The sequence below is a fragment of the Kitasatospora sp. Root107 genome (genome assembly GCF_001424875.1).
Classification (GTDB): Bacteria; Actinomycetota; Actinomycetes; order Streptomycetales; family Streptomycetaceae; genus Kitasatospora.
This window is the reverse complement of record NZ_LMCT01000011.1, coordinates 16,650-30,460: the sequence shown is the minus strand read 5'-3', so window position 1 is coordinate 30,460 and position 13,811 is coordinate 16,650. Positions and strand designations below refer to the sequence as shown.

The 13,811-nt window shown below is 72.7% G+C and carries 15 protein-coding genes; 4 read left to right on the top strand and 11 right to left on the bottom strand.

Annotated elements, in window-relative coordinates; translation table 11 throughout:
- Positions 1-47 precede the first annotated feature (47 nt).
- From hisH to hisD, 5 genes are read right to left on the bottom strand one after another with little or no spacing between them, the layout of a single operon-like run.
- Complete coding sequence (hisH, locus tag ASC99_RS10275) at positions 48-683, bottom strand: imidazole glycerol phosphate synthase subunit HisH (RefSeq protein WP_057230480.1); 636 nt, start codon at positions 681-683, stop codon at positions 48-50.
- A 15-nt stretch (positions 684-698) separates the two neighbouring features.
- The gene (locus ASC99_RS39685; protein ID WP_057230478.1) at positions 699-851 is read right to left on the bottom strand and encodes a hypothetical protein; all 153 of its coding nucleotides are present in this window, start codon (positions 849-851) and stop codon (positions 699-701) included.
- Positions 848-1,441, bottom strand: a complete 594-nt coding sequence (gene hisB / locus ASC99_RS10265) for an imidazoleglycerol-phosphate dehydratase HisB (RefSeq protein WP_057230476.1) — start codon at positions 1,439-1,441, stop codon at positions 848-850. The genes ASC99_RS39685 and hisB overlap by 4 nt, the downstream gene beginning before the upstream one ends.
- A gap of 6 nt (positions 1,442-1,447) precedes the next feature.
- Positions 1,448-2,548: a histidinol-phosphate transaminase gene (locus ASC99_RS10260; protein ID WP_057230474.1), complete on the bottom strand. Its 1,101-nt coding sequence runs from the start codon at positions 2,546-2,548 to the stop codon at positions 1,448-1,450.
- Positions 2,545-3,852 (bottom strand): histidinol dehydrogenase, encoded by a 1,308-nt coding sequence (hisD, locus tag ASC99_RS10255; RefSeq protein WP_057230473.1) that lies wholly within the window; start codon positions 3,850-3,852, stop codon positions 2,545-2,547. The genes ASC99_RS10260 and hisD overlap by 4 nt, the downstream gene beginning before the upstream one ends.
- A 95-nt stretch (positions 3,853-3,947) precedes the next feature.
- On the opposite strand from hisD, the gene ASC99_RS10250 reads away from it, so the two are divergent.
- From ASC99_RS10250 to ybaK, 3 genes are all read left to right on the top strand, one after another.
- Positions 3,948-5,525, top strand: a complete 1,578-nt coding sequence (locus tag ASC99_RS10250; protein WP_200948309.1) for an oxidoreductase — start codon at positions 3,948-3,950, stop codon at positions 5,523-5,525.
- Between the two features lie 69 nt (positions 5,526-5,594).
- Positions 5,595-6,323, top strand: coding sequence for an LON peptidase substrate-binding domain-containing protein (locus tag ASC99_RS10245; protein ID WP_057230469.1), 729 nt, complete (start codon positions 5,595-5,597; stop codon positions 6,321-6,323).
- 15 nt (positions 6,324-6,338) lie between these two features.
- Entirely contained in the window at positions 6,339-6,830 is a 492-nt protein-coding gene (gene ybaK / locus ASC99_RS10240) for a Cys-tRNA(Pro) deacylase (protein WP_057230467.1), read from the top strand.
- A 169-nt stretch (positions 6,831-6,999) separates the two neighbouring features.
- On the opposite strand, the gene ASC99_RS10235 is transcribed toward ybaK, so the two are convergent.
- The 6 genes from ASC99_RS10235 to ASC99_RS10210 form a co-directional block, all read right to left on the bottom strand.
- A complete protein-coding gene (locus ASC99_RS10235) occupies positions 7,000-7,662 on the bottom strand; it encodes a hypothetical protein (RefSeq protein WP_057230466.1) in 663 nt (220 codons plus the stop codon).
- 48 nt (positions 7,663-7,710) lie between these two features.
- Positions 7,711-8,520 carry an ABC transporter permease gene (locus ASC99_RS40305; protein WP_057230464.1) on the bottom strand — a complete coding sequence of 270 codons (810 nt, stop codon included), beginning with the start codon at positions 8,518-8,520 and terminating at the stop codon, positions 7,711-7,713.
- Positions 8,517-9,410, bottom strand: coding sequence for an ABC transporter ATP-binding protein (locus ASC99_RS40300; RefSeq protein ID WP_057230917.1), 894 nt, complete (start codon positions 9,408-9,410; stop codon positions 8,517-8,519). Before ASC99_RS40300 ends, ASC99_RS40305 begins: the two co-directional genes overlap by 4 nt.
- Before the next feature lie 201 nt (positions 9,411-9,611).
- Positions 9,612-10,646 carry an NYN domain-containing protein gene (locus ASC99_RS10220; protein ID WP_057230462.1) on the bottom strand — a complete coding sequence of 345 codons (1,035 nt, stop codon included), beginning with the start codon at positions 10,644-10,646 and terminating at the stop codon, positions 9,612-9,614.
- A 192-nt stretch (positions 10,647-10,838) separates the two neighbouring features.
- A complete protein-coding gene (locus ASC99_RS10215) occupies positions 10,839-11,876 on the bottom strand; it encodes an aspartate-semialdehyde dehydrogenase (protein WP_057230460.1) in 1,038 nt (345 codons plus the stop codon).
- Between the two features lie 87 nt (positions 11,877-11,963).
- Positions 11,964-12,833 carry a dihydrodipicolinate synthase family protein gene (locus ASC99_RS10210; protein WP_057230458.1) on the bottom strand — a complete coding sequence of 290 codons (870 nt, stop codon included), beginning with the start codon at positions 12,831-12,833 and terminating at the stop codon, positions 11,964-11,966.
- A gap of 72 nt (positions 12,834-12,905) precedes the next feature.
- Here ASC99_RS10210 and ASC99_RS10205 point away from each other — a divergent pair, with 72 nt between their 5' ends.
- Positions 12,906-13,784: a LysR family transcriptional regulator gene (locus tag ASC99_RS10205; RefSeq protein WP_057230456.1), complete on the top strand. Its 879-nt coding sequence runs from the start codon at positions 12,906-12,908 to the stop codon at positions 13,782-13,784.
- Positions 13,785-13,811: the final 27 nt, after the last annotated feature.

Sequence of the window (13,811 nt, the reverse complement as noted above, 5' to 3'; positions counted from 1 at the left end):
GGTGCAACTTTCCTGAATCGGAACGGGCCTGCGGTGGAAGGCAGTTGTCAGAAGGTGTTGACCCAGTTGGTCAGCAGCGCGGCACCCGCGTCGCCGGACTTCTCGGGGTGGAACTGGGTGGCCCAGAGCGGGCCGTTCTCCACCGCGGCGACGAACGGCTGCCCGTGGGTGGCCCAACTGACCAGGGGGGACCGGATGTTCTGGTTGGTGACCTCGAGCTCCCAGCGGCGCACGCCGTAGGAATGCACGAAGTAGAACCGGGTCTCCGGGTCCAGGCCGGCGAACAGCCGGCTGCCCTCGGGCACGTCGACGGTGTTCCAGCCCATGTGCGGGACGATCGGGGCGTCCAGCGGCTCGACCGTGCCGGGCCACTCGTCGCAGCCGGCGGTCTCGACGCCGTGCTCGACGCCCTTCTCGAACAGGATCTGCATCCCGACGCAGATGCCCAGCACCGGCCGGCCACCGGCCAGCCGGCGGCCGATGATCTGCTCGCCGCGCACCGCCTTGAGGCCGCGCATGCAGGCCTCGAAGGCGCCGACGCCCGGCACCAACAGGCCGTCGGCGTCCATCGCGGTCTGGAAGTCGGACGAGACGGTGACGTTCGCACCGGTGCGCTCGACCGCGCGCTGGGCCGAGCGGAGGTTGCCCGAGCCGTAGTCGAGGACGACAACGTTCTTGGCCATCAGAGGAGTTCCTTCTTAGAGGCGCATCAGGCCGGACGAGAGGCAGAGCACGGCGCCGATCGCGAGCACCGCGATCACGCCCTTGGACTGCTTCTGCTTCCAGAACGAGAACACGCCGCCGGACAGGAAGAGCCCGGCGATGATCAGCAGCGTGGACGAGTTGTTCACAGCGCACCCTTGGTCGAGGGAAGGATGCCGGCCGCGCGCGGGTCGTGCTCGGCGGCATAACGGAGCGCCCGCGCGAGTGCCTTGAACTGGCACTCCACGATGTGGTGGGCGTTCCGACCGTACGGCACGTGCACGTGCAGGGCGATGGCGGCCTGGGCCACGAAGGACTCGAGGATGTGCCGGGTCATCGTGGTGTCGTAGCTGCCGATCATCGGCGCCATGTTCTCCGGCTCGGTGTGCACCAGGTAGGGGCGGCCGGAGAGATCGACGGTGACCTGCGCCAGCGACTCGTCCAGCGGCACCGTGCAGTTGCCGAAGCGGTAGATGCCGACCTTGTCGCCGAGCGCCTGCCGGAAGGCGGCACCGAGCGCGAGGGCGGTGTCCTCGATGGTGTGGTGGGTGTCGATGTGCAGGTCGCCCTCGGTCTTGACGGTGAGGTCGAAGAGACCGTGGCGGCCCAGCTGGTCGAGCATGTGGTCGTAGAACCCGACGCCCGTGGAGATGTCGGTCTTGCCGGTGCCGTCGAGGTTGATCTCGACCAGGACCGAGGTCTCCTTGGTGGTGCGCTCAACGCGGCCGATGCGGGACATGAGGGTTCAAAGCTCCTTGCTGACTGTACGGACGGCGTCGAGGAAGGCGTCGTTCTCGGCCGGGGTGCCGGCCGTGACGCGCAACCAGCCGGGGACGCCGTTGTCGCGGACCAGGACACCCTGGTCGAGGATCGCCTGCCACACCGCGTGGGTGTCGGCGAAGCGGCCGAACTGGACGAAGTTGGAGTCGGAGTCGGTGACTTCGAGGCCGAGCCCGCGCAGCGCGTCGACCAGCCGGTCCCGCTCCGCCTTGAGCCGCTCGACGTAGCCGAGCAGCGTGTCGGTGTACTCCAGGCAGGCCAGCGCGGTCGCCTGGGTGACGGCCGACAGGTGGTACGGAAGCCGGACCAGCTGCACGGCGTCCACCACGGCGGGGTCGGCGGCCAGGTAGCCGAGCCGCAGCCCGGCGGCGCCGAAGGCCTTGGACATCGTGCGGCTGACCACCAGGTTGGGGCGGCCCTCGAGCATCGGCAGCAGCGAGGCGCGGTGCGAGAACTCGACGTACGCCTCGTCCACGATCACCAGGCTGGGCCCGGCGGCCTGGGCGGCCTCGTACAGCGCGATCACCACGTCGGCTTCCACGGCGGTGCCGGTCGGGTTGTTCGGCGAGCAGATGAAGACCACGTTCGGCTTCTGCTCGGCGATCGCCGCCTTGGCCGCCTCGAGGTCGACGGTGAAGTCCTCGTTGCGCGGGCCGGAGATCCAAGTCGTGCCGGTACCACGGGAGATGAGCGCGTGCATCGAGTACGAGGGCTCGAAGCCGAGCGCGCTGCGGCCCGGGCCGCCGAAGGTCTGCAGCAGCTGCTGGAGGATCTCGTTGGAGCCGTTGGCGGCCCAGACCTGATCCTTCGTCACCGCGTGCCCGGTGGTCCTGGTCAGGTAGTCGGCCAGACCGGTGCGCAGCTCGACCGCGTCCCGGTCGGGGTAGCGGTTGAGGTTGCGGGCCGCCTCGGCCACCCGCTCGGCGATCCGGGCCACCAGCGGCTCGGGCAGCGAGTACGGGTTCTCGTTCGTGTTCAGCTGGACGGGCACGTCCAACTGCGGTGCGCCGTAAGGGGACTGACCGCGCAGCTCGTCCCGGATCGGCAGATCGTCGATGTTCGTCACGCGCCCGGCACCGTCCAGTCGAATCGAGCTCGTACGGCGTCGCCGTGACCGGGCAGGTCCTCGGCGTTCGCCAGGTTGACCACGTGCGCGGCGACGTCGGCCAGCGCCTCGCGGGTGTACTCCACCACGTGGATGCCGCGCAGGAAGGACTGCACCGACAGGCCGGACGAGTGGCAGGCACAACCACCGGTCGGCAGCACGTGGTTGGAGCCGGCCGCATAGTCGCCGAGCGAGACCGGGGCGTACGCGCCGATGAAGATCGCACCGGCGTTGCGGACCTTGGCGGCGACCGCGCGGGCGTCCCTGGTCTGGATCTCCAGGTGCTCGGCGGCGTAGGCGTTCACCACCGCGAGGCCCTGCTCGATGTCGTCCACCAGCACGATGCCGGACTGCTTGCCGGTCAGTGCCTCGGTGACCCGCTCGCGGTGCTTGGTCCGGGCGACCTGCTCGACCAGCTCGGACTCGACCGCCTCGGCCAGCGCGACCGAGTCGGTGACCAGCACGGAGGCGGCCATCGGGTCGTGCTCGGCCTGGCTGATCAGGTCGGCGGCCACCTCACGGGCGGAGGCGGTGTCGTCGGCAAGCACCGCGATCTCGGTCGGACCGGCCTCGGCGTCGATGCCGATCCGGCCCTTGAGCAGGCGCTTGGCGGCGGCCACGTAGATGTTGCCGGGTCCTGTCACCAGGTTGACCGGGGCGCACTCAGCGGTGCCGTACGCGAACATCGCAACCGCCTGGGCGCCACCGACCGCGTACACCTCGGTGACCCCGAGCAGCGCGCAGGCCGCCAGGATGGTCGGGTGGACGCTGCCGCCGAAGTCCTTCTGCGGCGGCGAGGTGACCGCGATGCCGGGGACGCCGGCCTCCTGTGCGGGCACCACGTTCATCACCACGGAGGACGGGTAGACCGCGAGGCCGCCCGGCACGTACAGGCCGACCCGGTCGACCGGCACCCAGCGCTCGGCGACGGTGCCGCCGGGCACCACCTGGGTGGTGTGGTCGGTACGGCGCTGCTCGCGGTGGACCAGCCGGGCGCGGCGGATCGACTCCTCCAGTGCGGCGCGCACCTTCGGGTCCAGGGTCTCCAGCGCGGCGGTGATCGCCTGCTCGGGGACCCGGGTGGTCTCCAGCGTCACGCCGTCGAACCGCTCGGTGATCTCGATCAGTGCCGCGACCCCGCGATGGCGTACGTCCTCGCAGATCGGCCGCACCTTCTCCAGGGCGGCTTCCACGTCGAACTCGGCACGGGGCAGCACGTCGCGCAGGTCGGCATCCGAGCCGCGCAGGTCAATTCGAGAGATCACATCGCCCAGTGTAGGGAGTGGCCGGAACCCGAGGCCCCGCATTTCAGTCCGTGATACGAAAGGCGAGACAGTTCAAGATCTTGGGGGAGGCAGCGGTGCAGCAGCCGCCGGACGGCTGGACGCCGGTCGAGCAGGGGCTCTGGGAGGCGTTCCGGCAGGGCGATCTCTACGACCTGCGTAGCTGGGACGACGCGGTGGACCTGGTGAGCGGCCCGGTCGACTGGCCCGCCGAGCGGTTCGTCCGGGCCGAGGTGCTGGCCACCCTGCTGCTCAACGGTCCAGAGCCGGCGCCGGGCAAGGTGGCGTCGCTCAAGCTCAGCGGCGCCTACGTGACCGGCCCGCTCCGGCTGGCCGGGGCCCGGATCGAGCACTACGTCGAGCTGCACGACTGCCGGTTCGAGAAGAAGATCCTGATCTCCGAGGCGCAGGCCGGCACGCTGCGGCTGATCCGCTGCTGGATCCCCCGGTTGGAGGCGTCCCGGCTGGCCACCGAGGGCGATCTGCACCTGGCTCGCTGCGTCCTGCCGTTCGGGATGCGGCTCACCGACGCCAAGATCGGCACCGATCTGCTGCTCAATCAGGCCGTCGTCGGCGGCGACCGGTACGGCCGGGCACTGGCCGCCGACGGGCTGACGGTGCAGCAGGACTTCGAGGCCGAGCGGATCGACGTGCACGGTGAGCTGAGCATGCGCACCAGCCGGATCGGCGGCCGGTTCTCGCTCCGCGGCGCCCAGCTGAAGGCCGCCGCCCCGGACCGGTACTGCCTCAACCTGGCCCACATCTCGGTCGGCAACACCATGTACCTGGGCGGCTCGCTGGACGGCGGCTGGGCCGACTCGCACACCATCTACGGCGACGGCTACGGCGCCCCGATCCCGCACGACTCCCCCAGCACCCCGCTGCGGGCGTACGGCGGGGTCCGGCTGGTGGACGGGCGGTTCGAGAACGCGCTGCTGATCACCCACGCCGAGTTCCACCTGCCGGAGGGTCAGGAGCTCTCGCTGCGCCGGATCCAGACCCCGGAGCTGCGCTTCACCTGCCACACCCCGCCCAGCGGCAAGGTCTCACTCTCCCGGGCCAGGATCGGCAACCTGGTCGACAACCCGGACAGCTGGCCCAAGGACGGCCACGTCCGGCTGACCGGCTTCACCTACGAGTCGCTCCGGCCCGACCGGCCGTTCAGCGTCCAGCAGCGGATCGCCTGGCTGGAGAGCGCCCTCGGCGAGTACCAGCCGGAGCCGTACGAGCAGCTGGCCGCCGCGCTGCGCCGGGACGGCCGGGACGAGGACGCCCGCGAGGTGCTGTACGCCAAGCACCGGCGGCGGCGCTCCACCCTGCCGCCGCCAGGACGGCTCTGGGGTCTGATCCAGGACGCCGCCGTCGGGTACGGCTACCGCCCCGGGCGGGCGGCGCTCTGGCTGGTGCTGGCCTGGGCGATCGGCGCCCTGTACTTCTCCGACCACGAGCCGGCCCCGCTGAAGGCCGACGAGAAGCCCACCTGGAACGCGCCGCTGTACGCCCTCAGCAAGGTCCTCCCGGTGGTGAACCTCGGCCCGGACGGCTGGAACCCCGACCGGACCGGCCAGTTCATGGTGGCGGGCCTGGTGCTCTCCGGCTGGGTGCTCGCCACCACCGTGGTGGCCGGTGCGACCCGGATGCTGCAGCGGGGCTGAGCCGCACCTGCCGGCCGGCTGACGGGTAATCGGGACAGGGGTGGCCGTTGCTGAACTACGCTGTGCGCCGTGACTGAACGGCTGCCGATCTTTCCCCTCAACACGGTCCTGTACCCGGGCCTGGTGCTGCCCCTGCACGTCTTCGAGGAGAGGTACCGGCGGCTGGTGGGCGACCTGATGGCCCAGCCGGAGGACCGGCCGCGGCGGTTCGGGGTGCTGGCGATCAAGGACGGGCGGGAGGTCGCGCCGGTCCGGGAGAACGCGGAGCCGGCCGGGCCGCTGGACGGGCTCGGAACGATCACCGGCGATCCGCTGGAGGCGCTGCACCACATCGGGTGCGTGGCGGACGTGGCCTCGGCGCAGGAGCAGCCGGACGGGCAGTACGAGCTGCTGGTGACCGGGACCACCCGGTTCTGGCTCCGCTCGGTCGATGTGACGGGGCCTTACCTGGTCGGCGAGACCGAGCCGATCGAGGAGCAGACCGGCGAGGGCGCGGGCGCACTGGCCGCCGGGGTCGAACGGGCCTTCCGGGCGTACCAGAAGCGGCTCGCCGGGGCCCGCGAGGTCAGCCTGACCGGGCAGCACGAGCTGCCGAACGATCCGCAGGTGCTGTCCTACCTGGTCGCGGCCGCCGCGATCCTGCCCACCCCGGTGAAGCAGGCGCTGCTGGCCTGCCCCGACACCGCGCAGCGGCTGACCACCGAGCTCGAGCTGCTCCGGCGGGAGACCGCGGTGCTGGCCTGGCTGCCCTCGCTGCCCGGGGTGGAGCTGACCCGGCAGTCGTTCAGCCCGAACTGACGGAGGGTCAGCGCGATGGCGAAGAAGCAGCAGCGCGGTGGCGGTACGCCCGCGACGGTGGCGCTGGAGGCGGCCGGGGTGGCGTTCACCGTGCACGCGTACCAGCACGACCCGGCCGCCGCCTCGTACGGCGGGGAGGCGGCCGAGCTGCTCGGCGTCGCGGGTGAGCGGGTGTTCAAGACCCTGGTCGCCGAGGTGGACGGGAAGCTCACCGTCGGTGTGGTGCCGGTCTCCGGGCAGCTCGACCTGAAGGCGCTGGCCCAGGCGGTCGGCGGCAAGCGGGCGGCGATGGCTGACCCGGCGGCGGCCGAACGCAGCAGCGGGTACGTGCTCGGCGGCATCTCGCCGCTCGGGCAGCGCCGTCCGCTACGGACTGTCGTCGATGTGACGGCGCTGGCGCATCCGACGGTCTACGTCTCGGGTGGGCGCCGCGGGCTGGAGATCGAACTCTCCCCCGCCGACCTGGTCGCCCTGACCACCGCTGTGGTCGCCTCTATCGGCCGCTGACCTCAACCATCTACGGCCCAGGGGCTCGGGGAACTGCGAGGAGATCTGGCGCCGGGGTCACGGACGAAGTGCCTGACCATCTACGTACGGATCACCGTGTACGAGGTCGGCGTCGCAGTTCCCCGAGCCCCTGTCTTCCGAAGCCTGTGCCGGAGCGTCTGGCGTGTGCCTAGGCCTGTGGCTGCTGCCACTGGGGGCCGACCCAGTACGGCGGGGGGTCCTGTTCGCGTTTGCCGAAGGCGGCCGAGAGGGCGAGCAGGACGACCATCGCCGCCATCGGCCAGACCAGCAGGGCGCCGTGGGAGCCGAGTTCGAGGGCTGCGCTGAACTCGACGCCCTGGCCGGCCTTCTTGGCGCTGGCGAACACGTCCGTGGCGGGGCCGAGCCGGGTGCCGAGCTGCCAGGCCAGGATCGAACCGGCCAGACCGCCCAGGGCCAGCCCGCCCGCGACGGCGATGCCGCCGCCCCGTCGGCGGGTCAGCAGGAAGGCGGCCAGGGCGGAGAGCACACCGGCGGCCAGCGCCAGCAGGGCGAAGGTGCCGTCGGCACCGGCCCGCTGCTCGCCCTCGGGGTCGACGTACCGGATCGCGTCGGTGCCGGCCACCAACATCACCCGCGGTGCCAGCCACAGCCAGAGCAGGCCGACCAGCGCCCCGACCACCACCCCGGCCAGGGTGGTCAGCGCTCCGATCCGCAGCTCGGGCCCGAGCGGGCGCCGTTCGCGGACGGGCATCGGCGGCGGCAGGTACGGGTCCGGCTGCGCGGGGTACACCGGGACGGAGTCCCGGGGCGGCTCGGCGGCGGAATCCGCAGGAGTGTTCGGTACGGTCACCGGCCCATCGTTTCACGACCGGCGGCTCCCAGGTCGAACACCGGGGTCTCAGCGGGTGGCGGCCCGGCGATAAGCCCAGGTGGCGACCGCCAGCGAGACCAGGCCGACCGCACCGCAGACTGCCAGGTTGCCGAACACCGAGGCCCAGTCGGGTGCGGTGGCGAAGCTCTCCGCGAAGGCCTCCACCCCGTAGGTGGAGGGCAGCAGGTCACGCAGCAGCCGGACGAAACCGGGCAGCTGGGCCACCGGAAGTACGCCGAGCAGCAGTGCGGCCGACATGCCGAGCTGGCCGAGCAGGGTGGCGATCTCCTGACGGGGCGCCAGCAGCCCGCAGGCCGCGCCGACCCCGGCCAGCGCCGCGCCCGCGAGCGGGACGACCGCGAGCAGCACCCAGAGATGGCCGAACGGGAGCGAGAACATCCAGGCCCCGACCCCGGCGGTGACCAGCGCGCCGGGCACGGTGAAGGAGGCGTACGCGGCGGCGGCACCGAGCACCACGGCGGCCGGGCGGACCGGCAGGGTCGCGTAGTGGTCCAGGCCGCCGGTGGCACGGAGCCGGCCGAAGTACTGGGCCAGCAGGTTGAGCGCCACGAAGGCGACCACCAGCACGCTGGAGCCCGCCACCACCGAACGGGCGGCCGGGACGTCCCCGGGGTCCACCACGCCGCGCATCATCAGCAGGATGCCGAGCGACTGGAAGGTCGCCACGAAGAGCAGCGGGATCCGGGCCACCCGGGCCCGGGCCAGCTGGGCCCGGTAGACGGCTGCCAGCGAGGGCAGCAGGCGGGCCGGGGCGGGGGCCAGGGGCGGGTCGAGCAGGGCCACCGCGTCGGCCTTCCGGATCTGAGTGGGGCTCACTTCGCCAGTCCCTCGTGCCGGCCGCCGAGCTTGAGGTACGCGTCCTCCAGGCTCGGGGTGGCCAGGGTGAAGTCGTCCAGGGCCGCGAAGGCGGGGCCCGTGGTGACGGTGGCGACCAGTTCGCGGGCCTGTTCGGGCGTGGTGCGGATGGTCCAGCGGCGCCCGGAGCGGACCGCCCGCTCGGCCAGCCGGGCGACGGCGGGGACGCCGAGCGGGGCCTCGGTGCGCCAGACCAGGTCGAGCCGGACGTCGCCGTCCACCAGGGCCTTGAGGCCGCCGGGGGTGTCGCAGGCGATGATCCGGCCCTCGTCCACCACCGCGACCCGGTCGAGTACGGTCTCCGCCTCGATCACGTTGTGGGTGACCAGCAGCACGGTGGTCCCGTGCTCGGCCCGGCGCCGGTCGACTGCGGACCAGACCGCCCGGCGGGCCACCGGGTCCATGCCGCTGGTGGGTTCGTCCAGCACCAGCAGCGGCCGCTCCCCCACCAGCACGGCGGCGAAGCAGGCCAGCCGGCGCTGTCCGCCGGAGAGCTTGGCGAGCGGGCGGCCGGCGATCGCGGTCAGGCCGAGCTCGGTCAGCACGTCGGTGCTCGCGCTCCGGGCCTGGGCCCGGGTCAGGCCGCGCAGGCATCCGGTGGTCTCGGCCGCCATCGCGACGGTGAGTTCGTCCAGCGCGGTCGACTCCTGGCCCAGGTAGCCGAGCAGCCGGGCGGCCCGCTCCGGGTGCCGGACGATGTCGTGCCCGAGGATGTCGATCGAGCCCCGGTCCGGCCGGAGCAGCCCGGTGAGCTGGCGGACCAGGGTGGACTTGCCCGCGCCGTTGGGTCCGAGCAGGCCGAAGACCTCGCCGCGTCGGATGTCGAGCGCGATGCCGTCGTTGGCCCGGATCTCGCCGTCCTTGCTGCGGTAGGTCTTGGCAAGGTCTCGTACGGTGCAGCACTGCCCGGCAGGGTGGTGGCCGGGACCGCCGAGGTCGCCTTGCGGCGTGGGCTGTGGTGCCCGCCGGTCGGTGTCGCTCACGGTCGAAGACTCTACGCGCTGGCCCGGAGGAACCGGACAAGGGGGTTGATTCGGCTCCGGCGAGCCCCCTCACTCCTGGGCGACCGCCAGGTCGGGGCGCGGGACGCGGTCGGCGAAGGCCTGCCAGAAGCCCGCCCTGATGGCGTACCTGTCCTGCTCGTCGATCTGGTCGTCCTTGGCCGCGAGCAGGCCGAACCGGGCGGCGTAGCGCAGCAGTTCGGAGTCCAGCCGGTGCGGGATGCGCGGGTGGTCGGCCCAGAGCGGGAGCAGTTCGGTGTCCCGCTGCAGCCGGGACAGCCAGCGGCGGGCGAACACGGCGCCGACCTGCTGGGCTTCGCCGGGAACGGCGGCGCTGTCCTCCTCCCGGTCGGCCCAGCGCTGTTCGGGGCTGGTGATCTCGGCCAGGGTGGGCGGCGCGGGGGTGAGCCGGGCGGAGGACCAGCGCAGCACCAGCGCGGGCGGGACGGTGGGGGCCGGGCGGGTGGCCAGGTCCCTGGGGGTGGGCACGACCCGGAGTTCGGGAGCGCGCACCGCCGGTACGGTGGCCGGGCCGGTCTCCCGCAGCTGGGCCCAGCGTTCGACGAAGGCGCGGCTCAGCACCCGCCGTTCGTCCGCCTCGGCCACCAGGTCCTCGGACTGGTTGAAGTCACCGTCCACCGGCTGGACCGCCCAGAGGTGGACCACCACGCCGTGCTCCTTGGCGCACACCATGCCGGGCAGCAGGTCGCCGTCGCCACTGAGCAGCACCAGGTCGGCGCAGGCCCGGTTGTGGGCCAGCTCGGTGAGCTCGGCGTGCATCGCGGCGTCCACGCCCTTCTGCACCCAGCGCCCCTCGGCCCGGGTGAGCGCACCGAGCCGGACGGTGACCCGGGGCAGCGTGCGCAGCCGGCGGTGTTCGGGCAGCGAGCGCCGGTCGGGGGCGGCGTCGAACCAGTAGATCCGCAGCAGCGGCAGCCCGGTCTCCGCCTCGGCCCGTTCGGCCAGCGCGGTGGCCAGCGCCGCGTGATCCACCGTCAGCCGGGCCCGGACGGGGTCTCCCGCCAGCAGGTTGGCGGCGGCACCCAGCAGGTACCCCGCGTCCACCAGGACGACGCACCGGTCCACTCCACACCACTTCCCTCCGGAGGGCCGCACCGCGCGGAGGAAATGATGTGGGGGCCCGCACGGCCGCCGACGTCCCGGCGGTCAGGGCGAGTACCGCCGGTGGGCACTCTCTACCCTCCGATCGACGGGCGAACCGTTCCGCCACCGCCCCTGCCGGTCGGCGTCGAGGGCCGACCGGCAGGTGACGGGGTGTCAGCCCCTGAGCTCGGCCAGCTCGGCCGCGACCAGCTCGGCGATCTGCACCGCGTTCAGCGCGGCGCCCTTGCGCAGGTTGTCGTTGGAGAGGAACAGCGCGAGGCCGTTCTCCACCGTCTCGTCCACCCGGATCCGGCCGACGTACGAGGGGTCCTTGCCGGCCGCCTGGAGCGGGGTCGGGATCTCGGACAGCTCGACGCCCGGGGCCTTGGCGAGCAGCTCGTACGCGCGCTCGACGCTGATCGGGTTGGCGAACCGGGCGTTCACCTGGAGCGAGTGGCCGGAGAAGACCGGGACGCGCACGCAGGTGCCGGAGACCTTGAGGTCGGGGATCTCCAGGATCTTGCGGGACTCGTTGCGGAGCTTCTGCTCCTCGTCGGTCTCGAACGAGCCGTCGTCCACCAGGTTGCCCGCGAGCGGGATCACGTTGAAGGCGATCGGCCGCTGGTAGACACCCGGGTCGGTGGCCTGGACCGCCTCGCCGTCGAAGGCCAGCTGGTCGGCCTGCTCGGTGATCTCGCAGGCCTGCCGGTGCAGCTCGGCGACGCCGGCCAGGCCGGAGCCGGAGACGGCCTGGTAGGTGGTGGCGACCAGGGCGGTCAGACCGGCCTCGTCGTGCAGCGGGCGCAGCACCGGCATGGCGGCCATCGTGGTGCAGTTCGGGTTGGCGATGATGCCCTTGGGGCGGTTCGCGATCGCGTCCGGGTTGACCTCGGAGACCACCAGCGGGACCTCGGGGTCACCGCGCCAGGCCGAGGAGTTGTCGATCACGACCGCACCGGCGGCGGCGACCTTGGGGGCCAGCGCCTTGGAGGTGGAGCCACCGGCGGAGAAGATCACGATGTCCAGGCCGGAGTAGTCGGCGGTCTCCGCGTCCTCGACGGTGACCTCGCCGTCCTGCCAGGGCAGCGTCTTGCCCGCCGACCGGGCCGAGGCGAACAGCCGCAGCTCCGCCACCGGGAACTCACGCTCCGCCAGAATGCTGCGCACCACTCCACCGACCTGGCCGGTGGCACCCACGATGCCGATCCTCATCCGACTTCTCCTCCTGTGTTGTGCTCGATCAAGGCCCGCACACTCCGCCCATCATGCCTGTTCAGCGGGTCGGAGCGACAAGGCGTTTCACTGGGTGGGCGTGCTGGGCGGCAGCAGGGACAGCGCGTCCGCCACCGACTCCGGGCTTGCGGGCAGCAGCGGGAGGCGGACGTCCGGGGTGGGGATGCGCCCCTGGGCGTGCAGGACGCCCTTGATCACGGTCGGGTTGGGCTCGGCGAAGCAGGCGATCGAGAGCTGCGCGAGCCGGTGTCCCAGCTCCCGCGACCCCCGGCCCTCGGCGAATTCGACGAACCGGGCGGTGGCCAGGTGGGCGGAGGCCAGGATGCCGCCGGTCGCGCCGAGGGCGAGCAGCGGGGCCAGGAAGGGGTCGTCCCCGGCCAGTACCGCGAAGTCCGGCGGCAGGTCGGCGAGCAGCGCGATGGTCTCCTGGTCGATCCCGCCGGCCGCGTACTTGACCCCGGCGACGTTCGGCAGGGCGCCGATCCGGCGCAGCGCGGCGGCACTCAGCGCCTGACCGGTGCGGTACGGGATGTGATAGACGATCAGCGGCACCGGGCTCCCGGCGGCCAGCTGCTCGAAGTGCGCCAGTGCTCCGGCCTCGCCCGGCCGGGTGAAGGCGGGCACGGTGACCAGGGCGGCGTCCGCCACCCCGGCCAGCTCGGCCAGGGCGGCGACGGTGCGCCTGGTGTCGTTGCCGCCGGTGCCGACGGTGAGGGTGGCGCCGTACTCGGCGGCGGCCTTGGCGCAGACCTCGATCACGGTCCGTCGCTCGGCCTCGTCCAGGGTGGCCACCTCGGCGGTGGTGCCGAGCGCGGCCAGCCCGGCCGCGCCGTCGGCCAGCGCCTGCCGGGCCAGCCCGGCCAGGGCCTCGACGGCGAGCGTGCCGTCCGCCTCGAAGGGGGTGACCAGCGGTACGTGGATTCCGTGCAGTTCCATGCCGTCGAGCCTGCCGCCCCGAGTCTGTTCAGGTCCAGTTCATATCTCCGAGGCTTTGCGTAAGCTCTGCTTATGCTCGACGTCCGCCGGCTTCGGCTGCTCCGTGAACTCGCCCACCGCGGCACCATCGCCGCCGTCGCCGAGTCGCTCGCCTTCAGCCCGTCCGCCGTCTCGCAGCAGCTCTCGGTGCTGGAGCGGGAGGCCGGCGTCCCGCTGCTGGAGCGGACCGGCCGCCGGGTCGCCCTCACCCCGGCCGGGCGGAACCTGGTCCGGCACGCGGAGGCGGTACTGGAGCGACTGGAACAGGCCGGGGCCGAACTGGCCGACGCCCGAAGCGGGTTGGCGGGCCCGCTGCGGATCGGCACCTACCCCTCGGCCGCCCGGGCGATCATCCCGGCGGCGCTGGCCGCGCTCGGCCGTGAGCACCCGGGCCTGGAGCCGATGGTGACCGAGGTCGACCCGGCGGTGGTCTCGGCGCTGCTCCGCTCCGGCGAGCTGGACGTGGCGCTGGTGCACGAGTACGACTTCGTCCCGGCCGACCCGACGCCGGGCCTGGCGGCCGAGCCGCTGTTCACCGAGGCGATGTACCTGGCGGCCCCGTCGGCCGGGACGATCGCCGACCACCGCGAGTCGCCGTGGATCGTCGCGCCGCACGGCACCCTCTGCCACTCGATGGCCGTCCGGGCCTGCCAGGCGACGGGCTACACGCCCCGGATCCGGCACCAGATCGACGACTTCGCCACAGTTCTGGCGCTCGTCGCGGCGGGCCAGGGAGTGGCTCTGGTCCCCCAGCTGGGAGTGGCCGGGGCGCCCCCTGGCGTGGCGCTGACCCGGCTCCCGATGGCCCGCCGGACCGGGACCGCGTACCGCGCCGGAGCGGCCCGTCACCCGGCCGTGGCGGCCTTCGTCGCGGCTCTGCGAACGGCACTCCCGAGTGAACTGAGGTGCTGAACGGACCTCCGTTCAGGGGCTAGGGTG